Genomic DNA, 25,307 nt, shown 5'->3' with positions numbered 1-25,307 from the left:
GTTAGCACAGCGGTTACAGAAGGGACCCAAGGGTGAAACCACCCGAAAGCACGATCGACACCGTGAACGATGCTCCCGTGAAGACGCACTGCCCGTACTGCGCGCTGCAGTGCGGCATGACCGTCTCCACGCGCGACGGCGAGGTGGTCATCGCCCCCAGGACCGACATCCCCGCCAACGCCCAGGGCGCCCTCTGCCAGAAAGGCTGGACCGCCGCCGAACTCCTCAAGCCGGGAGCGCGCCTGACCACCCCCCTCCTGTACGGCCGGCCGTCCACCTGGCACGCGGCGCTGTCCCACGTGGCCGGGCGGCTGGCCGGCGTCCGCGCCGAGCACGGTCCCGACGGCGTGGCCGTGTTCGGCGGCGGCGGGCTCACCAACGAGAGCGCCTACCACCTCGGCAAGCTCGCCCGGGTCGCCCTGGGCACCAGCCAGATCGACTACAACGGCCGCTTCTGCATGTCCTCGGCGGCGGCCGCGGCCAACCGGGCGTTCGGGCTGGACCGGGGCCTGCCCTTTCCGCTCACCGATCTGGCCGGGGCCGACGTGGTGCTGCTGGCCGGGGCGAACGTGGCCGAGACCATGCCGCCGCTGGTCCGCCACCTGGCCGGGCCGCGGCTCATCGTGGTGGACCCCCGGCAGACGCCGACGGCCAGGCTGGCCGCGCTGCACCTGCAGCCTGCCCCGGGCACCGACCTGGCGCTGGCGCTCGGGCTGCTGCACCTGGTGGTGGCCGAGGGGCTGGTGGACCGGGAGTACGTGGCGGCCAGGACGTCCGGGTTCGAGGCGGCCGCCGCCGCGGCGGGGGCGTGGTGGCCGGAGCGGGCGGAGCGGGTCACCGGGGTGCCGGTGGCCCGGATGCGCTCCGCCGTACAGCTGCTGAAATCTGCTGACAAGGCGTACATCCTCACCGGGCGCGGCGCCGAGCAGCACGCCAAGGGCACCGACACCGTCACCGCCTTCATCAACCTCGCGCTCGCCCTCGGCCTGCCCGGCACCCGCGGCAGCGGCTACGGCTGCCTGACCGGGCAGGGCAACGGCCAGGGCGGGCGCGAGCACGGGCAGAAGGCCGACCAGCTGCCCGGCTACCGCAAGATCGACGACCCCGCCGCGCGGGAGCACGTGGCCGCCGTGTGGGGCGTCGACCCGGCAGACCTGCCCGGCCCGGGACGCTCGGCCCAGGAGCTCCTGGACGCGCTCGGCACACCGGGCGGGCCGAAGGCGCTGCTGCTGTTCGGCTCCAACCCGGTCGTCTCCGCGCCCCGCTCGGGCGCCCTGGCCGAGCGGCTGCGCCGCCTGGACCTGCTCGTCGTCGCCGACGTGGTGCTCTCGGAGACCGCCGCGCTGGCCGACGTCGTGCTGCCCGCCGCCCAGTGGGCCGAGCAGGACGGCACCATGACCAACCTCGAGGGACGCGTGCTGCTGCGCCGGCGGGCCCTGGCGCCGCCGGAGGGCGTCCGCACCGACCTGGAGATCATCCAGGGCCTCGCGGCCGGGCTCGGGCACGCCTGGAGCGCCGACCCGGACGAGGTCTTCGGCGAGCTGCGAAGGGCCAGCGCGGGCGGCCCGGCCGACTACGCCGGCATCACCCGCGCCCGGATCGCCGCCGAGACCGGCGTCTTCTGGCCCTGCCCCGCCGAGGACCACCCCGGCACGCCCCGCCCGTTCCTCGACGGCTTCGCCACCCCCGACGGCCGGGCCCGGTTCGTCCCCGTCGAGCACCGCCCGCCCGCCGAGGAGATCGACGAGGACTACCCGGTGCACCTGACCACCGGCCGCGTGCTGGCCCAGTACCAGAGCGGCGCCCAGACCCGCAGGATCGCCGCCCTGGTCGAGGCCGCGCCGGAACCCTTCGTCGAACTCCACCCCGACCTGGCCGAGCAGCTCGGCATCGGCCCCGGCGACCTGGTGCGCGTGCACAGCCGCCGCGGCAGCGCCGACGCCGTCGCCCGCATCACCGCCGGCATCCGCCGCGACACCGTCTTCATGCCCTTCCACTGGGAGGGCGCCAACCGCCTCACCAACCCCGCGCTCGACCCGGGCTCCCGCATGCCGGAGTTCAAGGTGTGCGCCGTACGAGTGGAGAAAGCGGCATGACGCGGATCGTCGTGGTGGGCAACGGCATGGCCGGATCCCGGCTGGCCGGCGAGCTCCGGGCCCGCGACCCGGACGCCGGGATCACCGTCTTCGGCGCCGAACCCTGGCAGCCCTACAACCGGGTGCTGCTCTCCAACGTCCTGGCCGGGAGCTCGGGGCCCGGCCAGGTGCGCCTGCTGGACGCCCACTGGTACGGCGAGCACGGCGTGCACGCCCATCTGGGCGCCGAGGTGGTCCGGATCGACCGCGACGCCCAGGCGGTCGTCACCCGCGACGGGCGGCGCGAGCCGTACGACGTGCTGGTGCTGGCGACCGGCAGCGAGGCGATCGTCCCGCCCATCGCCGGGGTGGAGCGGGCGCTGCCGTTCCGCACGCTGGGCGACTGCCAGAAGATCGTCGCCGCGGCGGACGGCGCCCGGCGCGCGGTCGTCATCGGCGGCGGGCTGCTCGGCATCGAGGCGGCCCGCGGGCTGGCCGGCCGCGGCCTGCCCGTCACCCTCCTGCACCTGGCCGGCCACCTCATGGAACGCCAGCTCGACGCCGAGGCCGGGCTCATGCTCGGCGAGACGCTGCGCGGGCTCGGCGTCGAGATCCGCACCGGCGTGAACGTCACCGCGATCACCGGCGAGGGCGTGCTCGCGAGCGGCCGGACGGTGGCGGCCGACCTGGTCGTGCTCGCCTGCGGGGTGCGCCCGCTCACGAACCTGGCCGCGGAGGCGGGCCTCGAGGTACGGCGGGGCGTCGTCGTCGACGACGAGCTGCGCACCGGCGACCCGGCCGTCTTCGCCGTCGGCGAGTGCGCCGAGCACGACGGCACCGTCTACGGCCTGGTCGCCCCCGCCTGGGAGCAGGCCGCCGTCGCCGCCGACGTCATCACCGGCGGCAAGGCCCGCTACCGGGGCTCGCGCCTGGTCACCCGGCTCAAGGCGCGCAGCGTCGAGCTGGCCGCGATGGGCGAGACCCAGCTCGGCGAGGAGCAGGCCGAGGTGGTGCGCTTCAGCCACCGCGCCCGGGGCACCTACCGCAAGCTCGTCATCCGCGACGGCCGCCTGGTCGGCGCGATCCTGCTGGGCGACAGCGACGCCGTCGGCACGCTCACCCAGCTCTACGACCGCGGCGCGCAGGTCCCGGGCGACCGCGCGGGCCTGCTGTTCGGCGGCCCGCCGGGCGGCGCGGCGGCCGGCAGCCCCGTGCGCATGCCGGACGCCGCCAAGGTCTGCCACTGCAACAACGTCACCAAGGGCCAGATCCGCGCCTGCTGGGAGGCAGGCGCCCGCGACCTGGCCGCGGTCAGCGCGGCGACCAGGGCCACGACCGGCTGCGGCACCTGCCGCGAGGCCGTCGAGGGCATCGTCGGCTGGCTGTGCGAGCAGGAAGGTGTGAACGCATGAACAGGCTCGTGGTCGCCGGGTACGGCCCGGCCGCCCACCGGCTGCTGGAGGCGCTGGCCGAGCGCGGCTTCTCCGGGAGCGTCACCGTGCTGGGGGAGGAGCCGCTGCCCGCCTACGACCGGGTGGCGCTGACCTCCTACCTCAAGGGGACGAGCCTGGCCGAGCTCACCTATCCGGTCCCTCCGGGCGTCGTCACCCGGCTCGGCGCCCGGGTCACCTCCATCGACCGCGCCGCCCGGACCGTGACCACGTCGGACGGGCACGTGGAACCCTACGACACGCTGGTGCTGGCCACCGGCTCCGCGCCGTTCGTGCCGCCCCAGGCCGCCGGCGCCCTCGTCTACCGGACCGTCGCCGACCTGGACGCCCTGCGCGCCGCCGCCGCGGGCGCCGCCACGGGCGTCGTGATCGGCGGCGGGCTCCTCGGCCTGGAAGCGGCCGACGCGCTGCGCGGCCTCGGGCCGGCCACCTCCATCGTCGAGCCGGCCCCCTGGCTCATGCCTCGCCAGGTCGACGAAGGCGGCGGGGCCGTCCTGCGCGGCCACATCGAGGCGCTGGGCATCGGCGTGCACTCCGGCGTCTCCCTGGCCGCCGTCCGGCCCGGGCGCGTGGTGCTGGCCGACGGCGCCGAGGTGCCCGCCGACGTCGTGGTCGTCTCCGCCGGCGTACGGCCGCGCGACGAGCTGGCCCGCGCCTGCGGCCTGGCGGTCGGCGAGCGGGGCGGCATCGTGGTGGACGCCGGCATGCGCACCTCCGACCCGGCCATCTACGCGGTGGGGGAGTGCGCGCTGGCCGGCGGGCGGGTCTACGGGCTGGCCGGGCCGTGCAACACGATGGCCGAGGTGGCCGCCGACCGCATCACCGGCGGCTCGGCCGCCTTCACCGGGGCGGACCTGTCGACCAGGCTCAAGCTGCTCGGCGTCGAGGTGGCCCAGTTCGGCGCCATGGAGGGGGCGCTGGACGTCACCTACATGGATCCGGTGGCCGGGGTCTACAAGAAGCTGTTCGTCTCCGACGACGCCGCGACGCTGCTGGGCGGCATCTGCGTCGGGGACGCCGGGCCGTACGCGACCTTGCGGCCCTTCGTCGGCAAGGCGCTGCCCGCCGCGCCGTCCGACCTGCTGTTCACCGGCGGCGGGCCCGCGCTCGACCTGCCCGACGACGCGCAGGTGTGCTCGTGCAACAACGTCAGCGCCGGGCGGGTGCGCTCGGCCGTCGCCGGGGGCGCCTGCGACGTGCCCGCCCTGAAGGCGTGCACCCGCGCCGGGGCGACCTGCGGCTCGTGCGTGCCGATGCTGAAGAAGCTGCTGGAGAGGTCCGGCGTGGAGCTGCCCAAGGCGCTGTGCGAGCACTTCGCCCACAGCAGGGCCGAGCTGTTCGACATCGTGCGGGTGCGCGGGATCACCACGTTCTCCGAGCTCATCGCCGCGCACGGGACCGGCAGGGGCTGCGACGTCTGCAAGCCGACCGTGGCCTCGATCCTGGCCTCCCTGCACAGCGGGCACGTGCTGGAGGGCGAGCGGGCCGCGCTGCAGGACACCAACGACCACTTCCTGGCCAACATCCAGAAGAACGGCACCTACTCCGTCGTGCCCCGCGTGCCCGGCGGCGAGATCACCCCCGGCAAGCTCATCGCCATCGGCGAGGTCGCCCGCGACTTCGGCCTCTACACCAAGATCACCGGCGGGCAGCGCATCGACCTGCTCGGCGCCCGGGTCGAGCAGCTGCCGCACATCTGGCGGCGGCTGGTCGAGGCCGGCTTCGAGTCGGGGCACGCCTACGGCAAGGCGCTGCGGACGGTGAAGTCGTGCGTCGGCTCGGCCTGGTGCCGCTACGGCGTGCAGGACTCCGTCGGGCTGGCCATCGCCCTGGAGCTGCGCTACCGGGGGCTGCGCGCGCCGCACAAGCTCAAGTCGGCCGTCTCCGGGTGCGCCCGGGAGTGCGCCGAGGCGCGCTCCAAGGACTTCGGGGTCATCGCCACCGAGAGCGGATGGAACCTCTACGTCGGGGGCAACGGGGGTTTCACCCCCCGCCACGCGGACCTGCTGGCGGCCGGCCTGTCCACCGACGGCCTGGTGCGGACGATCGACCGGTTCCTCATGTTCTACGTCCGCACGGCCGACCGGCTTCAGCGCACCTCGGCCTGGCTGGAGGGGCTGGAGGGCGGGCTGGCCTACCTGCGCGCGGTCGTCGTGGACGACTCGCTGGGCATCTGCGCCGACCTGGACGCGCAGATGGCGCGGCACGTGGCCGGATACGCGGACGAATGGCGGGCCACCCTGGAGGACCCCGGCAAGCTGGCCCGCTTCGTCAGCTTCGTCAACGCGCCGGGGACGCCGGACCCGTCCATCTGCTTCGAGACCGTGCGCGAGCAGATCCAGCCCGTCCCGATCCGTTTGGAGGTCGTGCGATGACCCTTGCCCCGTGGACCGCGGTCTGCCGGTACAGCGAGCTGCTGCCCGAGCGTGGCGTGTGCGCGCTGATACAAGAGCACCAGATCGCCATATTTCGTGATTACGGGGGCCTCGTGTACGCCATCGGCAACCGGGACCCCTTCAGCGGCGCCCAGATCCTGTCCCGCGGCATCGTCGGCACCCGCGCCGGTGAGCCCACCGTGGCCTCGCCCATGCACAAGCAGGTCTTCTCCCTGGTCACCGGGGCCTGCCTGGACGACGCGACGGCCACCGTACCCGTCTATCCGGCGCGCCTGCGCGGCGCGCACGTGGAGGTGCGCGCATGACCGCCGCCCTGGAGACGGCGCCGGACTCGCTGGCCGGATTCACCGTGGGCGTGACCGCGACCCGGCGCAGGGAGGAGTTCCGGGCGCTGCTGGAACGGCGCGGCGCCCGCGTGGTCAGCGCCCCCGCGATCCGGCTGGTGCCGCTGGCGGAGGACGCCGGCCTGCTGGCGGCCACCCGCCGCGCGCTCGCCGCCCCCCTGGACGACGTCGTGATCACCACCGGGGTCGGCTTCCGCGGCTGGATGGCCGCCGCCGACGGCTGGGGACTCTCGGGCGACCTCGCCGTGCGCCTCACCGAGGCCCGCCTGCTCACCCGCGGCCCCAAGGCGCGCGGCGCGGTGCGGGCGGCCGGTCTCAACGACCACTGGACCCCCGCCACCGAATCCTGCGGCGAGGTCAAGGACCACCTCCTCGCCCAGGACCTCACCGGCCGCCGCATCGCCGTGCAACTGCACGGCGAGCCCCTGGACGGCTTCGTCGCCGCCCTGCGCCAGGCGGGGGCGGAGGTCATCGAGGTGCCCGTGTACCGCTGGATGCCCTACCGCGACAGCTCGCCGCTGCGCCGCCTGGTCGCCCAGGCCGTCGGCGGCGCCGTGGACGCGGTCGCCTTCACCAGCGCGCCCGCCGTCCTCGCCATGCTGCGCGAGGCCCGCGCGCACGGCCAGGAGGAGGCGCTGCTGGGCGCGTTCGCCGGCGCGGTGGTGGCCGCCTGCGTGGGCCCGGTGACCGCCCAGCCCCTGGAGGAACGCGGCGTGCCCACCCTCCGGCCGGAACGCTCCCGCCTCGGTGCGCTCGCCCGCGCCCTGGCCCGCCACCTGCCGGAACACGGCGTCACCCGGATGACCGCCGGAGGCCATCGCCTGGAGATCCGCGGCCACGCCGTGGTCGTCGACGGCGACCTGCGCCCCCTGCCGCCCGCTCCGATGGCCATCCTGAAGCGCCTGGCCACCAAACCCGGACATGTCATCACCCGAGCGGATCTGCGGCTGGTCCTGCCCGGCAGCCCCGCCCGCGAGTCGGCCGAGCACGCGGTGGAGATGGCCGTCACCCGCCTGCGCCGCGCCCTGGGGCCCGCCGGCATCGTGGAGACCGTGGTCAAGCGCGGCTACCGCCTGGCCGTCCAGTGAGGCGACGGCCGCATGGCACGCTCGTCCTGGCGGCGCACGGCACGCGCGATCCCCGCGGCGAGAAGGTCCTGCGCGAGGTGGCCGCCGCCGTGGCCCGCCGGCGCCCCGGGCAGCGGGTGGAACTCGCCTACCTGGAGATCAGCCGCCCCCTGCTGGCCGGCGTCCTGCCGGAGGCGCCCGGGCCGGTGACGGTGGTCCCGCTGCTGCTGGCCGGCGGCTACCACGCGCACGTGGACCTGCCCGAGGTCGTCGCCCGCACCCGCCCGGACGCCCGGATCGCCGCCGCGCTGGGCCCGCACCCGCTGCTGGCGGAGGCGGTGGCCCGCCGCCTGTCCGCCGCCGGGCTGCGCGCGCACGACCGCGTGGTGCTGGCCGCCGCGGGCTCCTCCGACCCGGCGGCCCTGGACGACGTGCGCGCCGCCGCGGGCCTGCTGTCGGTACGGCTCGGCCGCCCGGTCACCGCCGCCTTCGCCGCCGCGGGCCGGCCCACGCTCGAGGAGGCGGTCACCCGCAGGCACCGGGTGGCGCTCGCCTCCTACCTGCTGGCCCCCGGCTTCTTCCACACGCGCCTGCTGACGGCGGGCGCAGACCTGGTCAGCGACCCGATCGGCGCCGGCCCCGCCCTGGCCGCCCTGGTCTGGCACCGGCACGACGAGGCTCAGCGGGCCAGGAAGTGCCAGCCGATCCACCACCACGACAACACCACGAGCAGCCTGCCCGCCGGATGACGCATCACCCGGGCCAGGCACTCCCCGGCGGTCGGCAGCGTGGACCCGGGCCATCGGGCCGCGATCTCCAGCACCAGCATGGCCACCAGCGCCGCCCCGTAGACGACGACCGTGAGCGCCCACGTCGTCATCGCCGCACCAGCCCCCATCCGGTCACGAGCCAGGCCACCCAGAACAAGCCCCGCCACTCCGGCGCGAGCAGCACCGGATCCATGAGGTCGCTGAAGGTCGGCCACGCCGGATCACGCACCACCAGCGCCCAGACCTCCACCAGCCCGAACGCGCCGGCCGGCACCGCCCAGAACACCCACCCGGGCAGCCGCCCGCCCGCCGCGGGCGCACGATCCGCCCGTGGCCAGAACGCCGCCGCCACCGCCACCGCGCCGATCGCGATCACGACCGCGTAGGTGACCCCGGCGAACGACGGCAGCCGCCCCCCGGCCAGCCAGGCCGCCACCAGCACGGCGCCGCCGAGCACCCATCCCCGGCCGGCCCGCCGTTCGCCCGTCTCCACGCCCGTCCTCCTCATGTGCACGGCGGACAGCGTGCCCGCCCGGCACGCTCCGGGGCAAGCGCAAGACAAGCCGAGGGTACGGCGCGGCGCCGCCGTACCCTCAAAAAGGCTTATTTCCCCCGATAAACAAGAAAGTGCTGGAAAAACCCCTAAAAGCCCGATAGGGCTATGATCTACCAGGTTCCAGGCGGAGTTCGCGGACGATTTCCTCCGCGCTCACGTCCCGCGTGGGCCCGGCGTCGGCGCCGAAGACCATCTCGTTGTAGGCGTGCCGGAAACAGCCGGCCAGCAGCAGCCGGGCGCTGGCCTCCGGATCGGCCTCGCCGTTCACCCGGCCCAGGCGCTGCTCGGCGGCGAGATAGGCGGCCAGCGGAGCGGTCTCGGCCAGCGGCCCCAGCCCGTTGTCGCGGATCGCCTCCCGGAAACGGACCGTGACACTGGGGGAGGTGAAGGCGGGCAGCGCCGCCGACTGGATCTCCGCGTAGTAGTCGATGCCGGCCCGGGTGATCGGCAGCAGGTTGTCGTTGACCCGTCCCTTGCCGACGAGGTGCGACAGGTCGTGCAGGATGCGGAGCCAGAGCGGAAGGCGGTCCTGGAGCAGGGCGAGGAAATGATCCACGGGCCCGCCGGTGCGGTCGTCGCGGAGCGAGACGGCCATCTCGAGTACGCGGCGCCTGGTGTCCTGGCTTCTTTGGTGCGGATCTAGATGGGAAGTCGCCATGGTTGGCCTTACGTGCGCAGTCACATGGGTAGGTTCGACGTGGCACCCGGCTAATTCGCCGTTGTTATGGAGCCGTGTTTCTCCTGGTTATGCAATTGTTGCCAGCTGGTGTTCCGTCTCGGGGCAATTGGCGCGGATCACTGATTATTACCTGAAATCCTGGAGAAAACCGGTGATAAAACCCTGAGAGTCAGCTGTCAGTGTCGCGGTCGCGCCGGCGCAGATAGCGCTCGAACTCGGCCGCGATCGCGTCGCCGCTCGCCTCGGGCAGCTCCGCGGCGTCCTTGCGTTCCTCCAGCTCCTTGACGTACTCGGCGACCTCGCTGTCCTGCGAGGCCAGCTCGTCCACGCCGTGCTCCCAGGCCCGCGCCTCCTCGTCGAGGTCGCCGAGGGGCATCGGGATCTCCAGCACGTCCTCGATCCGGCGCAGCAGGGCCAGCGTGGCCTTCGGGTTGGGCGGCTGGGCCACGTAGTGAGGCACCGACGCCCACAGGGAGATCGCGCTCATGCCCGCCTTGGCGAAGGCGTGCTGCAGCACCCCGACGATGCCCGTCGGGCCTTCGTAGCGGCTGAGCTCCAGGTTGAGCGAGCGGGCCAGTCCCTCGTCGGAGGCGGTGCCGAGGATCGGGACCGGGCGGGTGTGCGGGGAGTCGTTGAGCAGCGCGCCCAGCATGACCGTGGTCTCGATGCCCAGCTCGCGGCAGACCTCGATGATCTCCGCGCAGAACGACTTCCAGCGCATGTTGGGCTCGATGCCGCGCAGCAGCACCACGTCACGCTCGGAGCCGGGCGGCCGGGTCAGCGAGAAGCGCGTCGTCGGCCAGATGATCTGCCGGTCGACGCCGTCGGACAGCTCCACCACGGGCCGGGTCACCTGGAAGTCGTAGTAGTCCTCGGGATCGAGCTCGGTGAGCGGCTCCGCCTTCCAGGCGCTCTCCAGGTGGGTGATGACACCGCTGGAGGCCTCGCCCGCGTCGTTCCACCCCTCGAACGCGGCGATCAGCACCGGGTCGACGAGCTCGGGGAACCTTTCGAGCTCGATCACGTGTCGCCTCCTCCTCTAACCGGCATTCAGCTAAGCCTATGCCGTGGAGGGCCACTCGCGTCACTGATCTCCTGCCGATGCGATTGCGCCACGGGCGTAGCGTCAGCGCCCCGAGGTGGTGTGCACGATCAGCACGTCACAGGCCGCCCGGTGGGAGACGCCGGACGGCACCGAGCCCAGCAGCCGCCCCGCCAGGGAGTTCAGCCCCCTGTTGCCGACGACCAGCAGGCCGGACGCGTGCTCGGCGGCCAGCCTCACCAGCACGTCCACAGGGTCGCCTTGCTCGGCCGCCAGCACAATGTCACCGGCGCCCGCGGCCACCGCGCGCTCCCTGGCCGCGCGCAGCGCGTCGTCGGCCGGCGTCGACCCGCTCACCTTGTACGCCAGGTCGCCCAGCCGGTCGGCGGCCGCGGCCCGCTCGCTCTCGCGCATCGGCAGGTAGGCGCAGGCCAGGATCAGACGTGCCCCGGTCGCCGCGGCCAGCCCGGCGGCGGCGGTGACGGCGCGGAATGAGGAGGAGGAACCATCGGTTCCGACCAGGACGGTCCGATAAACCATGACGTCCTCCTATTGGACGACTGGTGGAATTCCTTCCACGGCACCCTAGCGCCTCGACGTCAGCCGATAAGCTGGAGCCCATGAGCAACTCCCCATCGTTTCGAGAAGTCCTGTCCCAGCGGGTGATGGTCGCCGACGGGGCCATGGGGACGATGCTGCAGGCCGCCGATCCCACCCTCGAGGACTTCCAGGACCTCGAAGGGTGCAACGAGGTCCTCAACGTCACCCGGCCCGACATCGTGCAGAGCGTGCACGACGCCTACTTCGCGGTCGGCGTCGACTGCGTGGAGACCAACACCTTCGGCGCCAACCTGGCCGCCCTGGGCGAGTACGACATCCCCGAGCGCGTCTTCGAGTACTCCGAGGCCGGCGCCCGCATCGCCCGCGAGAGCGCGGACCGCTGGTCCACGCCCGACCAGCCGCGCTTCGTTCTCGGCTCCATGGGGCCCGGCACCAAGCTGCCCACCCTGGGGCATCTGCCGTACGAGAAGCTGCGCGACGCCTACCAGGACAACGCGGCGGGCCTGATCTCCGGCGGCGCTGACGCGCTCATCATCGAGACCTGCCAGGACCTCCTCCAGGTCAAGGCGGCCGTCATCGGCGCCAAGCGGGCCGTGGCCGAGGCCGGGCGGGACGTGCCGGTCATCGCCCAGGTCACCATCGAGACCAACGGCGCCATGCTGCTCGGCTCCGAGATCGGCGCCGCTCTCACCGCCATCGAGCCGCTGGGCGTCGACGTCATCGGCCTCAACTGCGCCACCGGCCCCGCCGAGATGAGCGAGCACCTGCGCTACCTGGCCCGCCACTCGCGCACCAGGCTCTCGTGCATGCCCAACGCCGGCCTGCCCGTGCTGACCGCCGACGGCGCCTACTACCCGCTGTCGGCCGAGGAACTCGCCGACGCCCACGCGGCCTTCACCCGCGACTACGGCCTGTCCCTGGTCGGCGGCTGCTGCGGTACCACCCCCGACCACCTGCGCCAGGTGGTCGAGCGCGTGCGCGGCCACGAGGTCGCCGCCCGCCGCCCCCACCCCGAGCCCGGCGCCTCCTCGCTCTACCAGACCGTCCCCTTCCGCCAGGACACCAGCTACCTGGCCATCGGCGAGCGCTGCAACACCAACGGCTCCAAAGCCTTCCGCGAGGCCATGCTCGAAGGCCGCTGGGACGACTGCGTCGAGATGGCCCGCGACCAGGCCCGCGACGGCGCCCACATGCTCGACCTGTGCGTCGACTACGTCGGCCGCGACGGCGTGGCCGACATGAAGGAGCTGGCCTTCCGCTTCGCCACCGCCTCGACGCTGCCGATCATGCTCGACTCCACCGAGCCCGCGGTGCTGCAGGCCGGCCTGGAGATGCTGGGCGGGCGCGCCGCGGTCAACTCCGTCAACTACGAGGACGGCGACGGCCCCGACTCCCGCTTCCAGAAGATCATGAGCCTGGTCAGCGAGCACGGCGCCGCGGTCGTCGCCCTGACCATCGACGAGGAGGGCCAGGCCCGCACCGCCGACTGGAAGGTGCGCGTGGCCGGCCGCCTCATCGAGGACCTGACCGCCAACTGGGGCATGCGCGTCGAGGACATCATCGTCGACACCCTCACCTTCCCCATCGCCACCGGCCAGGAGGAGACCCGCCGCGACGGCATCGAGACCATCGAGGCCATCCGCGAGCTCAAGCGCCGCTACCCGGGCGTGCAGACCACGCTCGGCCTGTCCAACATCTCCTTCGGCCTCAACCCGGCCGCGCGCATCGTGCTCAACTCGGTCTTCCTCAACGAGTGCGTCAACGCCGGGCTCGACTCGGCCATCGCGCACGCCTCCAAGATCCTGCCGATGGCGCGCATCCCCGACGAGCAGCGCCAGGTCGCGCTCGACATGGTCTACGACCGCCGCCGCGAGGGCTACGACCCGCTGCAGCGCTTCATGGAGCTGTTCGAGGGCGTGGACGCCACCGCCCTGCGCGCGGGCAAGGCCGCCGAGCTGGCCGGGATGCCGCTGTGGGAGCGGCTGAAGCACCGCATCATCGACGGCGAGAAGAAGGGGCTGGAGGCCGACCTCGAGGACGCGCTGAGCCAGCGCCCCGCCCTGGAGATCATCAACGACGTGCTGCTCGACGGCATGAAGACGGTCGGCGAGCTGTTCGGCTCCGGCCAGATGCAGCTGCCGTTCGTCCTGCAGTCGGCCGAGGTCATGAAGACCGCCGTCGCCTACCTCGAGCCCCACATGGAGAAGGTCGAGGGCGAGACCAAGGGCCGCATCGTGCTGGCCACCGTCAAGGGCGACGTGCACGACATCGGCAAGAACCTCGTGGACATCATCCTGTCCAACAACGGCTACGAGGTCGTCAACCTCGGCATCAAGCAGCCGGTCAGCGCCATCCTGGAGGCGGCCGACGAGCAGAAGGCCGACGTGATCGGCATGTCCGGCCTGCTGGTCAAGTCGACCGTCATCATGAAGGAGAACCTCGAGGAGATGAACTCCCGCGGCATCTCCGAGCGCTATCCCGTGCTGCTCGGCGGCGCCGCCCTCACCCGCGCCTACGTCGAGCAGGACCTGGCCTCGCTGTTCCAGGGCGAGGTGCGCTACGCCCGCGACGCCTTCGAGGGCCTGCGGCTCATGGACGCCTTCATGTCCCACAAGCGCGAGGGCGTCCCGCTGCCCGCGCTGCGCGAGCGCCGCGTCAAGACCGGTGCCACCCTCGTCCGCACCCCGGTCGAGGAACTGCCCGCCCGCAGCGACGTGGCCACCGGCAACCCGGTCCCGGTCGCGCCGTTCACCGGCGACCGCATCGTCAAGGGCATCTCGCTGGCCGACTACTCCGCCTTCCTCGACGAGCGGGCGCTCTTCCTGGGCCAGTGGGGGCTCAAGCCCACCCGCGGCGGCGACGGTCCCGGATACGACGAGCTGGTCGAGACCGAGGGCCGCCCGAGGCTGCGCATGTGGCTGGAGCGCATGCAGACCGAGGGCCTGCTGGAGGCCGCGGTCGTCTACGGCTACTTCCCGTGCGTCAGCGACGGCGACTCGCTGATCATCCTCGACGACGCCGGCAACGAGCGCACCCGCTTCACCTTCCCGCGCCAGCGGCGCGACCGGCACCTGTGCCTGTCGGACTTCTTCCGCTCCAAGGACTCCGGCGAGGTCGACACGGTCGCCTTCCAGGTGGCCACGATGGGCGGCAAGATCTCCGAGGCCACCGCCGAGCTGTTCGCCAAGGACGCCTACCGCGACTACCTCGAGCTCCACGGCCTGTCCGTGCAGCTGACGGAGGCGCTGGCGGAGTACTGGCACGCCCGCGTGCGCGCGGAGTGGGGCATCGGCGGCCAGGAGTCGCTGGACGACATGCTCAAGGTCAACATCACCGGCTGCCGCTACTCCTTCGGCTACCCGGCCTGCCCCAACCTCGAGGACCAGGTCCAGCTCTTCCAGCTCCTCGACCCCGAGCGCATCGGCGTCACCCTGTCGGAGGAGTTCCAGCTCCACCCCGAGCAGGCCACCAGCGCCCTCGTCGCCCATCACCCGGAGGCGAAGTACTTCAACGTCTGAGCCGGGAATGCCGCGCGGCGCCGCCGCCGTTGAATCTTGCCCCGGCACCGGGGGAACCACGGATCGGGAACGGGGGATGGATGCACGCGGCGTTCTTCGACATGGACGGCCTGCTGGTCGACAGCGAGAAGGTGTGGCTGGAGGTCGAGACCGACGTCATGGCCCGGCTGGGCGGCGAATGGAGCGCCGAGCACCAGACCCACCTGGTGGGCGGCTCCATGGAGCGCACGGTCGCGTACATGCTGGACGTCTCCGGCTCGCCGGTGTCGCCGCAGACGCTGCGCACCTGGATGATCGACGGCATGGTGGCCCGCCTGTCCGGCGGCGTGCGGGTGATGCCGGGCGCGCTCGAACTGCTGGAGGCCCTGCGCGCCGAGGACGTCCCGGTGGGCCTGGTGACCTCGTCGCTGAAGGAGATCGCCGAGGCCATCCTGTCGTTCGTCGGCCGTGACCGCTTCGACGTCGTCATCACGGCCGACGACGTCACGCGCACCAAGCCGGACCCGGAGCCGTACCTCACGGCCGCGGCCCGCCTGGAGGTCTCCCCGGCCCGCAGCGTGGTGCTGGAGGACTCGCCGAACGGCGTGGCCGCGGGCACGGCCGCCGGGTGCGCGGTGGTCGCCGTGCCGAGCCTGCTGCCGATCGAGCAGGCTCCGGGGCGGCTGGTCGTCTCCTCGCTGACCGAGGTCACCACCGGAGTGCTCCGAGATCTGGTCGCCCGGCACGGCTGAGCCCCGCCGTACCCGTGGAACCTCCCCTAGGGGACGGGCCGTTCTTAGGGATGAGGGGGTGGCAGGCCGCGGCGTGCCACGATGGGTGTAACCGAGAGCTAGGGGTTAGGGCATGTTGACTACCGTGACCTGGTTGCTGCTGTGTGGCGGCGCCACGGGGTTGGGACTGGTGCTGAGCTTCCTGGCCTGGCGGCGCAGGGGAGCGGCGGCGGGCATCCGGGGGACGGCGTGGTCGCTGCTGCCGATCGCGGCGTACCTGACGGGCGCGTACGTGCTGATCGGGGGGATCGCCGGGTCGGTCGTGCAGTTCGTGACGGGGCTGATCGCGGGCATCATCAGCCCGCTGGTGTGGGCGGGGGTCGCGCTGGCGGGCCTGTCGGCGGTGTTGTTCGTGGCCTCCGGCGTGATGCGCGCGCGCGGCGCCGGCGGCGGACGGCCGAGGCAGCGGAAAGTCAAGGACGGGGTCAAGACCGGAGAGGTTCCGGCCACGCAGGCGCCGGCCGCGCCGCAGCCCGTCAATCCGGCTCCCGCCCCCGCGAAAAAGCGGACGAACGACGATGACTTCTCCGATATCGAGGAGATTCTGAAGCGGCGCGGTATCGGGTGATATCTGTGCAATGTCACAGTTCCGAGACCCAACCGGGACTGCCCGTAGACATACGGGTAAAGATCGATACGAATGAGTTTCGCGCGAATCACAGTTGAGCCACATAGCGGGTCGAGGGACTAGTCAGCGCAGCTCAGCGCATACATTCTGCACCCTGGGGCCGTACACGGCGGCCCTCGCAAGCATCGGGGGGTCCCTGACCGGGAACCGCCCGTACGGACGATGTCGTCTGCAACCCAGGGGGCCGGAAGCCAATGCGCACAGCTTCGGGCATAGCGGGTGCGGGCGAGGGAGGGCGCGCATGACCGCACCGCTTGATGTTCCCGACTCGGCACGGGAAGCCGTTCCCGAAGCCGTGGTGGCGGGCGCGGATCGCCAGGCGATCCAAGGGCGCTCACTGGGGCAGATCGCGTGGTTGCGCCTGAAGCGCGACAAGGTCGCGATGGTCGGCGCCGGCGTCATCATCTTCCTGATCCTGGTCGCGGTCTTCGCGCCGCTGATCGTGAGCTGGTTCGGCCACCCGCCGCTGGAGTTCCACCGCGACATGATCGACCAGGAGACCCAGATCCCGAAGGACCGCTTCGGCGGCATCAGCTGGGACTTCCTGTTCGGCGTCGACCCGCAGTGGGGCCGCGACATCTTCAGTCGCGTCGTCTACGGCGCCCGCATCTCCCTGCTGATCGCCTTCCTGGCCACGCTGCTGTCGGTCGGCATCGGCACCATCCTCGGCGTCACGGCCGGCTTCTTCGGCGGCTGGGTGGACACGATCATCAGCCGCCTGATGGACGTCTTCCTCGCCTTCCCGCTGCTGGTGTTCGCCATCGCCCTGGCCGGCGTGGTGCCCGACTCCGCGTTCGGGCTCTCCGGCGACGCGCTGCGCGTCTCACTGCTGATCTTCATCATCGGCTTCTTCAACTGGCCCTACATCGGGCGCATCGTGCGCGGCCAGACACTCTCCCTGCGCGAGCGGGAGTTCGTCGACGCCGCCAGAAGCCTGGGCGCCCGCGGGCCGTACATCATCTTCCGCGAGGTCCTGCCGAACCTCGTGGCGCCGATCCTGATCTACTCGACGCTGCTGATCCCGTCGAACATCCTGTTCGAGGCGGCGCTGAGCTTCCTCGGCGTGGGCGTGCGCCCGCCGACCCCCACCTGGGGCGGCATGCTCTCCGACGCGGCGCGCATCTACACCGTCCCGCACTACGCGATCTTCCCAGGTCTGGCGATCTTCCTCACCGTGCTCGCCTTCAACCTCTTCGGTGACGGCCTGCGCGACGCGCTCGACCCGCGCGGCAACCGCTGATCTTGCTCGACCACCGCAAATTCCCTGGCTCCTACCTACAAGGGGTGTAGTAACAGATGATGAGAAAGCCCGCACTGGGGACGGCCGCGATCATCGCGGCCCTCACCATGGGCCTGGCAGCCTGCGGAGGCACCAGCACCACGACTCCGCCCAAGGCCGGCGAGTCAGGTACCGGCGCTGCCGCCGCCAAGGACGAGTTCAACGCCGCCGTGACGGGGGTGTTCAACCCTTCCACGAAGAAGGGCGGCACCCTCAAGCTGGCGAACTCGGGTGACTGGGACTCCCTCGACCCCGCCGACACCTACTACGGCTACTCGTGGAACTTCATCCGCCTGTACGGCAGGGCGCTCATGATGTTCCCCGGCAAGCCGGGCGCCGAGGGCGCCAAGCCGGTGCCGGACCTCGCGGCCGAGCCCGGCCAGGCCAGCGCCGACTTCAAGACCTGGACCTACAAGCTGCGTGACGGCCTGAAGTACGAGGACGGCACCCCGATCGTGGCCAAGGACGTCGCCTACGCGGTGGCCCGCGCCTACGACAAGGTGACCTTCCCCAACGGCCCCACCTACCTCAACGACATGCTGAACTGGCCCAAGGACTACAAGGGCCCGTACAAGTCGAAGGGCGCCGACTTCAGCTCCGCGGTCTCGGCTCCGGACGACAAGACGGTCGTCTTCCACCTCAAGGAGCCCTACAGCGGCTTCGACTACATCGTCCAGATGTCGCCGACGATCCCGGTCCCCGAGGCCAAGGACACCGGTGCGAAGTACCGCGAGCACGTGATCTCCTCCGGTCCGTACATGTTCGAGAAGAACGAGATCGGCAAGGGCTTCACGCTGGTCCGCAACCCGAACTGGAGCGAGGCCGTCGACCCCAACCGCCCGGCGCTGCCGGACCGGTACGAGGTCTCGACGAACGTCAACGCCGACGACATGGACAACCGGGTCATCTCCGGTGACCTCCACGTCGCCATCGAGGGCACCGGCGTGCAGCCGGCCGCGCTGAGCAAGGTCCTGCCGGACCCGGCTCTGAAGGCGCGCGCCGACAACATCACCATCCAGCGCCTGTGGTACACCTCGATCAACCCGACGGTGAAGCCGTTCGACAACAAGGACTGCCGCATCGCCGTGCAGTACGCGATGGACAAGACCGGCTACGTCGCCGCCTACGGCGGCCCGACCGGTGGCGAGATCGCGACCAACCTGCTGCCGCCGACGATCCCCGGCGCCCAGAAGATCGACCTCTACCCCTCTCCCGAGGGCAAGGGCGACATCGCCAAGGCCAAGGAGCACCTGACCAAGTGCGGTCAGCCGAACGGCTTCGAGACCTCCGTCTCCTACCGGGCCGAGCGCCCGAAGGAGAAGGCGACCGCCGAGGCGATCAAGGACTCGCTGGCCCGCGCCGGCATCAACGTCACCATCAAGCCGTACCCGCTGAAGGACTACTTCTCCAGCTTCGCCGGCAAGCCGTCCTTCGTCGTGAAGGAGGGCCTCGGCCTCGTCGTCAACGGCTGGGGTTCCGACTGGCCCGACGGCTACGGCTTCCTGCAGCAGATCACCGACAGCCGCGTCATCCGTGAGGGCGGCGGCTCCTCCAACACCTCCGTTCGCATCCCCGACGTCGACACCATGCTCGACAAGGCCCGCGTGGAGCCGGACGCCGCCAAGCGCGAGGCCATGTGGCCGGAGATCGACAAGCGGGTCATGGAGGAGTCCGTGATCATGCCGGGCATCTGGGCCAAGTCGCTCCTCGTGCGCGGCAAGGGCGTGACCAACGTGCTCATCTCCGACGGTCAGCAGATGTACGACTACGTCGCGATGGGCGTCCAGTAGGTCCTTCCTTTCCCAGGTTAACGAGTAGCTAAGGCAGGTGAAGGCCACGGGTGGCCGCCGGGAGAGACGCTCCCGGCGGCCACCGGGCCGGGCACTGTGGTCACTTACATCATCAGGCGTGTGATCGGCGCAGTGGTCATGCTCGCGATCGTCAGCATGGTCACCTTCGCGATCTTCTTCCTCGTGCCGCAACTCGCCGGCGCCACCCCCGAGGGCATGGCCAGCCGTTACGTCGGCCGGACCGCCACAGGGGAGACCGCCAAGCTCGCGGCGGAACGACTCGGGTTCACCGACCCCCTGGTCGTCCAGTACGGGAGATACGTCAGGGGCATCGTCGCCGGAGCCGAGTACGACTACGGCGCCGGTGTCGAGCACTGCCCGGCCCCCTGCCTGGGGTACTCCTTCATCACGCAGCAGCCGGTGTTCCCCGATCTCATGAACCGCCTGCCGGTCACGCTCTCGCTCGCCTTGGGCGCGGCCGTCCTGTGGGTGGGGATGGGTGTGGGCATCGGTGTGCTGTCGGCGTTGCGAAGAGGCAGCGTCTTCGACCGGACGGCGATGGTCATCGCCCTGGCCGGAGTCTCGCTGCCGATCTTCTTCACCGCGCTCATCGCGCTGCAGATCTTCTCCTACGGCAACCCCTTCTCCTTCGCCGCCCAAGGCGGCACCTACACCACCATCCAGGACTCCCTGCCCCTCTGGGCGTACGCGCTGCTGCTGCCCTGGGTGACGCTGGCCTTCCAGTTCGCCGCCGGGTACGCGCGGCTGACCCGGGCGGGCATGCTGGAGACCATGGGCGAGGACTACATCCGCACCGCCCGGGCCAAGGGCCTGCGCGAGCGGAAGGTGGTGCTGAAGCACGGGCTGCGCGGGGCGCTGACCCCCATCATCACGATCTTCGGACTCGACTTCGGCCTGCTCATCGGCGGCGCCGTCCTCACCGAGAGCGCCTTCTCCCTCAACGGGCTCGGCAAGTACGCCATCCAGGCCATCACCGACCAGGACCTGCCCAAGGTCATGGGCGTCACCCTGCTGGCCGCGCTCTTCGTGGTCGTCGCCAACCTGGTCGTCGACCTGCTCTACGCGGTCGTGGACCCGAGAGTGAGGCTGTCGTGAGCGAGCGCAGCGAGCACACCATCAGACACAGCACCATGGTCGCGAGGCCGACGAAGGAGGACTCGTGACCTTCCTCGAACTGAAGGACCTCAAGGTCCACTTCCCGACCGACGACGGCCTGGTCAAGTCCGTCGACGGCCTGAGCTTCAGCCTCGAGCGCGGCAAGACGCTGGGCATCGTGGGCGAGTCCGGCTCGGGCAAGTCCGTGACCAGCCTCGGCATCCTCGGCCTGCACAAGGGCGGCCGGGCCAAGATCTCCGGCGAGATCTGGCTGGACGGCGAGGAACTCGTCTCGGCCACCCCCGAGCACGTGCGCGGCCTGCGTGGCAAGAAGATGGCGATGATCTTCCAGGATCCGCTGTCGGCCATGCACCCGTACTACACGGTCGGCGACCAGATCATCGAGGCGTACCGCATCCACCACGACGTCACCAAGGCGGTGGCCCGCAAGCACGCCATCGACATGCTCGGCCGCGTCGGCATCCCGACGCCCGGCAAGCGCGTCGACGACTACCCGCACCACTTCTCCGGCGGCATGCGCCAGCGCGCCATGATCGCCATGGCCTTGTCGTGCGACCCCGAACTGCTCATCGCCGACGAGCCGACCACCGCGCTCGACGTGACCGTGCAGGCCCAGATCCTCGACCTCATGCGCGACCTTCAGCGGGAGTTCAACTCCGCGCTGATCATCATCACCCACGACCTGGGCGTCGTCGCCGAACTGTCCGACGACATCCTGGTGATGTACGGCGGCAAATGCATCGAGTACGGCACCGCCGAGGACATCTTCTACCGTCCCGAGCACCCCTACACGTGGGGTTTGCTGGGATCGATGCCGCGGCTGGACCGCGAGCCCACCGAACGGCTGCTGCCGATCAAGGGCTCGCCTCCTTCGCTCATCAACGTGCCCGGCGGCTGCGCCTTCAACCCGCGCTGCCCCTACGCCGACCGCACGGACGGCAAGTCCACCACCGAGGTCCCGGCCCTGCTGGAGACCGAGGGCGGACACATGGTGCGCTGCCACATGAGCAAGACCGAGCGGCGGACGCTGTGGGAGAATGAGATCAAGCCAGTGCTGGAGACCCAGTGAGCGAGCGTAGCGAGCGAACCAACGAACACGCGTTCACTGACGAGGCCGGAGGCTTTGTCAGTGAAAACGAGCCCCTGCTGTCCGTGCAGGACATGCAGAAGCACTTCCCCGTGACCAAGGGCCTGTTCAAGCGCCAGGTCGGCGCGGTCAAGGCCGTCGACGGCATCTCCTTCGACGTCTTCAAGGGTGAGACGCTGGGCCTGGTCGGCGAGTCCGGCTGCGGCAAGTCCACCACCGGCCGCCTGGTCACCCGCCTCATCGAGCCCACCGGCGGCAAGGTCGTCTTCGAGGGCGAGGACATCACCCACATGCCGCAGGGCAGGCTCCGCCCGCTGCGCCGCGACATGCAGATGATCTTCCAGGACCCGTACTCGTCGCTGAACCCCCGGCACACGGTCGGCGCCATCGTCGGCGCCCCGTTCCGCATCCAGGGCATCAAGACCGACGGCGGCATCAAGAAGGCCGTCCAGGAGATCCTCGAACTCGTGGGCCTCAACCCGGAGCACTACAATCGCTACCCGCACGAGTTCTCCGGCGGCCAGCGCCAGCGCATCGGCATCGCCCGCACGCTCGCCCTGAAGCCCAAGCTGATCATCGCCGACGAGCCCGTCTCCGCCCTGGACGTCTCCATCCAGGCCCAGGTCGTCAACCTCCTGGAGGACCTGCAGAACGAGCTCGACCTCACCTACGTGGTCATCGCCCACGACCTGTCGGTGGTGCGCCACATCAGCGACCGGGTCGCGGTCATGTACCTCGGCAAGATCGTCGAGATCGCCGACCGCAAGCGCCTGTACAGCGCGCCCATGCACCCCTACACCAACGCGCTGATGTCGGCCGTGCCCGTGCCCGACCCGAAGGCGCGCAGGGACCGCGAGCGCATCCGGCTGGCCGGCGACGTCCCCAGCCCGCTGAACCCGCCGCCCGCCTGCCGCTTCCACACCCGCTGCTGGAAGGCGCAGGAGATCTGCAAGACGGTGGAGCCGCCGCTGGAGGAGATGGCCGGCGGTCACAAGGTCGCCTGCCACTTCCCCGAGAACGCCCCCGCCGCGGCCCTCACCGGCGAGGCCGCCGCGTCATAGCGGGACCTCTCCTGGAGAGTGTGTACGGCGAGGCCAGGTGGGCGCCTCCCGCCGCCGTGCGTCGCGCCCGGTCATCGGGCGCTTCTCACGCCGGACGTGGCGCCCGCCGCCACGACGCGCGGTCACCGGCCGCCGTGGCCCGCCGTACCCCCCACTCACGAGAGCGGGAGCCGGAGGGCGGGTCAGGACAGGGCGCCCGGGGTGATGAGGCCGGTTTCGTAGGCCAGGACCACGGCCTGGACGCGGTCGCGGAGGCCGAGCTTCGTCAGCACGTTGCCCACGTGGGTCTTGACCGTGGTCTCGCTCACCACCAGCTTGGCGGCGATCTCCGCGTTGGACATGCCCTTGGCGATCAGCCGGAGCACCTCCAGCTCCCGCTCGGTCAGCCGGTCGAGCCGGGCGGGGGTGCTCTCCTGCTGGGCGGAGGGCAGCTTGGTGGCGAAGCGGTCCAGCAGGCGGCGGGTCACGCTGGGCGCCACGATCGCATCGCCCGCCGCCACCACGCGGATCGCCTGCACGAGCTCGTCCGGTGGCACGTCCTTCAGCAGGAAGCCGGAGGCGCCGGCCCGCAGCGCCTCCACGATGTACTCGTCGAGGTCGAACGTCGTCAGCACCAGCACCTTCGGCACGTGCGCCCCGGACGCCGCCTCGCGGACGATGCGCCGGGTGGCCTCGATGCCGTCGACGCCGGGCATGCGGATGTCCATCAGCACCACGTCGGGCAGCAGCGCCCTGGTCTGCTCCTGCGCGTCCTTGCCGTCTCCGGCCTGGCCCACGACCGTGATGTCGGGCTCGGCCTCGAGAATCAGGCGGAAACCGGTGCGCAGCAGCGGCTGGTCGTCCACCAGCAGCACTCTGATCGTCATCTTCCGTCCTTCAGCGGGAACCTTGCCCGCACCTCGAAGCCACCCCCCGGCCGCGGACCGATGCTCAGAATTCCACCATAAAGCGCCACCCGCTCGCGAATTCCCACCAAACCATGCCCTGCCCGCGCGGACACCCCCGCCGCGCCGCGGCCGTCGTCCTCCACCCGCACGTCCAGCTCGCGCGGCTCGTGCCGTACGGTCACCACGGCCTCCGCTCCGGGCCCGGCGTGGCGCAGGCTGTTGGTCAGCCCTTCCTGAACCAGCCGGTAGGCGGCCAGGTCGATCCCGGCCGGGACGGAGATCGCGTCCCCTTCGACGGTCAGGCGCGTGATCAGCCCCGCCTCCCGCATCTGCTCCACCAGCGCCGGCAGCGCCGACATGCCCGGCTGCGGGCCCAGCTCCGCCGGTGACCCGGCGCGCAGCACGCCCACGATGTCGCGCATCTCGGCCATCGCCTTGCGCCCGATGTGCTCGATGGCCGACAGCGCCTCCTCGGCCAGCTCCGGGTCGGCGGTCAGCACCTTGCGCGCCGCCGCGGCCTGCACGGTCATCACGCTGACGTGGTGGGCGATCACGTCGTGCAGTTCCCGCGCGATCCGCGAGCGCTCCTCGGCCCGCGCCGCCCGCGTGTCGGCCTCCCTGGCCCGCTCCAGCCGCGCCGCCCGGTCCTTGAGCTCCTCGAAGTAGGCCCGGCGCAGCCGGATGGCCCGCCCGACGCCCCACGCGCCCGACAGCAGGATGACCACGACCAGGTGATCGGCCCAGGTGAAGGAGGTGAACGAGCTGAACATCGCCCCCGTCGCGTAGGCGAGCAGCGTGAACAGCAGCGCGCCCAGCGCGACCGCCAGCCCGCGGCGCGCGGCCACCGAGTAGATCAGCACCAGCCCGGCGACGCTGGTCAGCCCCACGGAGTACCCGAGGGTGTTGATCAGGGTGTCGGGCACCGCGCTGGCCACCAGCGCGCCCATCGGCCAGCGCCGCCGCACCGCCACCGGCGCCGCCGTCAGCACCACCAGGACGCCGCCCAGCAGGTCGGGTGAGCGTACTCCGTCGGTGGGCTGGCCCTGCTGGGCCAGCCACGCGGCCGCGTCGTAGAAGACGAACAGCGCGAGCGAGCCCGCGGCCAGCACCACGGCCAGGGCCGTGTCCCGGAACAGGGCTCGATCGTTACGCACGAATTCACTGTAGGACCAGCTCAGGCCGCGGATCCTCCTCCCGAGGGAGGAATCACAACGGTCCTGGCGGCGTATGCGCCCACCCGCTACAGCTCGTCGGTGGCCGAACGGCGGGTGCGGCGCGTGGTGTCGCCGGGCCGGCGGTCGGGCAGCGGCGGGGGAGCGCCGCCGAACTCCGGGCACAGCGCCTGATAGTCGCACCAGTCACACAGCCGCGAGCGCCGGTGGCGCCACTCGCCGCTCTCCAGGGCGCGCTCGATGGCCGTCCACAGCGCCTCGACCTTCCGCTCGGTGGCCCGCAGATCCGCCTCGTCGGGGGCGTAGCGCAGCACCTCGCCCTCGCCGCCCAGATACACCAGCTGCAGCAGGCGGGGCACCGACCCGCGCAGCCGCCACAGCACCAGCGCGTAGAACTTCATCTGGAACAACGCCTTGGCCTCGAAGTCGGGCCCCGGCGCGGCGCCGGTCTTGTAGTCGACCACGCGCACCTCGCCGGTCGGCGCCACGTCCAGCCGGTCGACGTAGCCGCGCAGCATCAGGCCGCTGTCGAGGACCGCCTCCACGTACAGCTCCCGCTCGGCGGGCTCCAGCCGGGTCGGGTCCTCCAGGGTGAAATACCGCTCCAGCATGCCCCGCGCCTGCTCCAGCCAGGCCCGCTGCTCGGCCTCGTCGGCGAACATCTCGGCGTAGGCGGGCTCATCGGCCAGCAGCCGCTCCCACTGCGGCGCCAGCAGCTCCAGCGCCGCCCGCACCGACCTGCGCGGCGCAGGCAGGTCGTAGAGCCGCTCCAGCACCGCGTGCACCACCGTGCCGCGCACCGCCGCCGGGGACGGCTTCTCCGGCAACTGGTCGATCACGCGGAAGCGGTACAGCAGCGGGCACGTCATGAAGTCGCCCGCCCGGGAAGGGGAGAGGGCTCCGATGATCACGGGTTCGGTCAACGTCATGCACCGCACTGTAGGTCAAGACCCCGACAGAAAGGGGGCCGCGAAACCAGGATCTGCCCATCCGCCGCGTAGCATCAAGGCAGCAACAGCACGATCTCAGAAGGAGTC

22 protein-coding genes are annotated in these 25,307 nt (G+C 71.6%); 14 read left to right on the top strand and 8 right to left on the bottom strand.

Annotated elements, in window-relative coordinates:
* Positions 1-62 precede the first annotated feature (62 nt).
* The 6 genes from FVE25_RS15225 to FVE25_RS15200 are packed head-to-tail and all read left to right on the top strand — an operon-like array spanning position 63 to position 8,082.
* On the top strand, positions 63-2,096 hold the full coding sequence (locus tag FVE25_RS15225) for a molybdopterin oxidoreductase family protein (protein WP_281367850.1): 2,034 nt from the start codon (positions 63-65) through the stop codon (positions 2,094-2,096).
* A complete protein-coding gene (locus tag FVE25_RS15220; RefSeq protein ID WP_157247467.1) occupies positions 2,093-3,487 on the top strand; it encodes an FAD-dependent oxidoreductase in 1,395 nt (464 codons plus the stop codon). The genes FVE25_RS15225 and FVE25_RS15220 overlap by 4 nt, the downstream gene beginning before the upstream one ends.
* Complete coding sequence (nirB, locus tag FVE25_RS15215; RefSeq protein ID WP_157247465.1) at positions 3,484-5,901, top strand: nitrite reductase large subunit NirB; 2,418 nt, start codon at positions 3,484-3,486, stop codon at positions 5,899-5,901. The genes FVE25_RS15220 and nirB overlap by 4 nt, the downstream gene beginning before the upstream one ends.
* Positions 5,898-6,227 (top strand): nitrite reductase small subunit NirD, encoded by a 330-nt coding sequence (gene nirD, locus FVE25_RS15210; RefSeq protein ID WP_157247463.1) that lies wholly within the window; start codon positions 5,898-5,900, stop codon positions 6,225-6,227. Before nirB ends, nirD begins: the two co-directional genes overlap by 4 nt.
* The gene (locus FVE25_RS15205; RefSeq protein ID WP_157247461.1) at positions 6,224-7,354 is read left to right on the top strand and encodes a uroporphyrinogen-III synthase; all 1,131 of its coding nucleotides are present in this window, start codon (positions 6,224-6,226) and stop codon (positions 7,352-7,354) included. Before nirD ends, FVE25_RS15205 begins: the two co-directional genes overlap by 4 nt.
* Positions 7,351-8,082 (top strand): sirohydrochlorin chelatase, encoded by a 732-nt coding sequence (locus FVE25_RS15200; protein WP_157247459.1) that lies wholly within the window; start codon positions 7,351-7,353, stop codon positions 8,080-8,082. Before FVE25_RS15205 ends, FVE25_RS15200 begins: the two co-directional genes overlap by 4 nt.
* On the opposite strand, the gene FVE25_RS15195 is transcribed toward FVE25_RS15200, so the two are convergent.
* The 5 genes from FVE25_RS15195 to FVE25_RS15175 form a co-directional block, all read right to left on the bottom strand.
* Entirely contained in the window at positions 8,013-8,213 is a 201-nt protein-coding gene (locus FVE25_RS15195; protein ID WP_157247457.1) for a DUF6186 family protein, read from the bottom strand. The two genes, FVE25_RS15200 and FVE25_RS15195, sit on opposite strands and share 70 nt — an antisense overlap.
* Positions 8,210-8,596, bottom strand: coding sequence for a hypothetical protein (locus tag FVE25_RS15190; protein WP_157247455.1), 387 nt, complete (start codon positions 8,594-8,596; stop codon positions 8,210-8,212). The genes FVE25_RS15195 and FVE25_RS15190 overlap by 4 nt, the downstream gene beginning before the upstream one ends.
* A gap of 166 nt (positions 8,597-8,762) precedes the next feature.
* Positions 8,763-9,254: a hypothetical protein gene (locus FVE25_RS15185; RefSeq protein ID WP_157247453.1), complete on the bottom strand. Its 492-nt coding sequence runs from the start codon at positions 9,252-9,254 to the stop codon at positions 8,763-8,765.
* 253 nt (positions 9,255-9,507) lie between these two features.
* On the bottom strand, positions 9,508-10,362 hold the full coding sequence (locus tag FVE25_RS15180) for a PAC2 family protein (RefSeq protein WP_157247451.1): 855 nt from the start codon (positions 10,360-10,362) through the stop codon (positions 9,508-9,510).
* 102 nt (positions 10,363-10,464) lie between these two features.
* The gene (locus tag FVE25_RS15175) at positions 10,465-10,920 is read right to left on the bottom strand and encodes a universal stress protein (RefSeq protein WP_157247449.1); all 456 of its coding nucleotides are present in this window, start codon (positions 10,918-10,920) and stop codon (positions 10,465-10,467) included.
* Between the two features lie 80 nt (positions 10,921-11,000).
* On the opposite strand from FVE25_RS15175, the gene metH reads away from it, so the two are divergent.
* The 8 genes from metH (at position 11,001) to FVE25_RS15135 (ending at position 22,211) form a co-directional block, all read left to right on the top strand.
* Entirely contained in the window at positions 11,001-14,459 is a 3,459-nt protein-coding gene (gene metH, locus FVE25_RS15170; RefSeq protein ID WP_157247447.1) for a methionine synthase, read from the top strand.
* Between the two features lie 80 nt (positions 14,460-14,539).
* Positions 14,540-15,190, top strand: a complete 651-nt coding sequence (locus tag FVE25_RS15165; RefSeq protein WP_157247445.1) for an HAD family hydrolase — start codon at positions 14,540-14,542, stop codon at positions 15,188-15,190.
* A gap of 124 nt (positions 15,191-15,314) precedes the next feature.
* Positions 15,315-15,797, top strand: a complete 483-nt coding sequence (locus FVE25_RS15160) for a cellulose synthase (protein ID WP_246267040.1) — start codon at positions 15,315-15,317, stop codon at positions 15,795-15,797.
* A 301-nt stretch (positions 15,798-16,098) separates the two neighbouring features.
* Positions 16,099-17,097: an ABC transporter permease gene (locus FVE25_RS15155; protein WP_157247441.1), complete on the top strand. Its 999-nt coding sequence runs from the start codon at positions 16,099-16,101 to the stop codon at positions 17,095-17,097.
* A gap of 59 nt (positions 17,098-17,156) precedes the next feature.
* Positions 17,157-18,926: an ABC transporter substrate-binding protein gene (locus FVE25_RS15150; protein ID WP_246267039.1), complete on the top strand. Its 1,770-nt coding sequence runs from the start codon at positions 17,157-17,159 to the stop codon at positions 18,924-18,926.
* Between the two features lie 96 nt (positions 18,927-19,022).
* On the top strand, positions 19,023-20,042 hold the full coding sequence (locus tag FVE25_RS15145) for an ABC transporter permease (RefSeq protein WP_157247437.1): 1,020 nt from the start codon (positions 19,023-19,025) through the stop codon (positions 20,040-20,042).
* A gap of 64 nt (positions 20,043-20,106) precedes the next feature.
* On the top strand, positions 20,107-21,132 hold the full coding sequence (locus FVE25_RS15140; protein WP_157247435.1) for an ABC transporter ATP-binding protein: 1,026 nt from the start codon (positions 20,107-20,109) through the stop codon (positions 21,130-21,132).
* Positions 21,133-21,224: 92 nt separating this feature from the next.
* The gene (locus tag FVE25_RS15135; protein WP_157247716.1) at positions 21,225-22,211 is read left to right on the top strand and encodes an ABC transporter ATP-binding protein; all 987 of its coding nucleotides are present in this window, start codon (positions 21,225-21,227) and stop codon (positions 22,209-22,211) included.
* 182 nt (positions 22,212-22,393) lie between these two features.
* Here FVE25_RS15135 and FVE25_RS15130 read toward each other — a convergent pair whose 3' ends face one another.
* The 3 genes from FVE25_RS15130 to FVE25_RS15120 all read right to left on the bottom strand — a co-directional run bounded on the left by FVE25_RS15130 (position 22,394) and on the right by FVE25_RS15120 (position 25,199).
* Entirely contained in the window at positions 22,394-23,077 is a 684-nt protein-coding gene (locus FVE25_RS15130; protein WP_157247432.1) for a response regulator, read from the bottom strand.
* Complete coding sequence (locus FVE25_RS15125) at positions 23,074-24,252, bottom strand: sensor histidine kinase (RefSeq protein ID WP_246267037.1); 1,179 nt, start codon at positions 24,250-24,252, stop codon at positions 23,074-23,076. The genes FVE25_RS15130 and FVE25_RS15125 overlap by 4 nt, the downstream gene beginning before the upstream one ends.
* 86 nt (positions 24,253-24,338) lie before the next feature.
* On the bottom strand, positions 24,339-25,199 hold the full coding sequence (locus tag FVE25_RS15120) for a RecB family exonuclease (protein WP_157247430.1): 861 nt from the start codon (positions 25,197-25,199) through the stop codon (positions 24,339-24,341).
* Positions 25,200-25,307 lie beyond the last annotated feature (108 nt).

This window comes from Nonomuraea typhae (genome assembly GCF_009760925.1).
In the GTDB taxonomy this organism is placed as follows: domain Bacteria; phylum Actinomycetota; class Actinomycetes; order Streptosporangiales; family Streptosporangiaceae; genus Nonomuraea; species Nonomuraea typhae.
This window is presented reverse-complemented; position numbering and strand designations above follow the sequence as displayed.

Coding starts and splice junctions, on each gene's coding strand:
- FVE25_RS15165 (WP_157247445.1), top strand. CDS start 14,540: ATGCACGCGGCGTTCTTCGACATGGACGGCCTGCTGGTCGACAGCGAG.
- FVE25_RS15120 (WP_157247430.1), bottom strand. CDS start 25,199: ATGACGTTGACCGAACCCGTGATCATCGGAGCCCTCTCCCCTTCCCGG.
- metH (WP_157247447.1), top strand. CDS start 11,001: ATGAGCAACTCCCCATCGTTTCGAGAAGTCCTGTCCCAGCGGGTGATG.
- FVE25_RS15150 (WP_246267039.1), top strand. CDS start 17,157: ATGAGAAAGCCCGCACTGGGGACGGCCGCGATCATCGCGGCCCTCACC.
- nirD (WP_157247463.1), top strand. CDS start 5,898: ATGACCCTTGCCCCGTGGACCGCGGTCTGCCGGTACAGCGAGCTGCTG.
- FVE25_RS15195 (WP_157247457.1), bottom strand. CDS start 8,213: ATGACGACGTGGGCGCTCACGGTCGTCGTCTACGGGGCGGCGCTGGTG.
- FVE25_RS15155 (WP_157247441.1), top strand. CDS start 16,099: ATGACCGCACCGCTTGATGTTCCCGACTCGGCACGGGAAGCCGTTCCC.
- FVE25_RS15205 (WP_157247461.1), top strand. CDS start 6,224: ATGACCGCCGCCCTGGAGACGGCGCCGGACTCGCTGGCCGGATTCACC.
- nirB (WP_157247465.1), top strand. CDS start 3,484: ATGAACAGGCTCGTGGTCGCCGGGTACGGCCCGGCCGCCCACCGGCTG.
- FVE25_RS15130 (WP_157247432.1), bottom strand. CDS start 23,077: ATGACGATCAGAGTGCTGCTGGTGGACGACCAGCCGCTGCTGCGCACC.
- FVE25_RS15175 (WP_157247449.1), bottom strand. CDS start 10,920: ATGGTTTATCGGACCGTCCTGGTCGGAACCGATGGTTCCTCCTCCTCA.
- FVE25_RS15135 (WP_157247716.1), top strand. CDS start 21,225: ATGCAGAAGCACTTCCCCGTGACCAAGGGCCTGTTCAAGCGCCAGGTC.
- FVE25_RS15220 (WP_157247467.1), top strand. CDS start 2,093: ATGACGCGGATCGTCGTGGTGGGCAACGGCATGGCCGGATCCCGGCTG.
- FVE25_RS15185 (WP_157247453.1), bottom strand. CDS start 9,254: ATGGCCGTCTCGCTCCGCGACGACCGCACCGGCGGGCCCGTGGATCAT.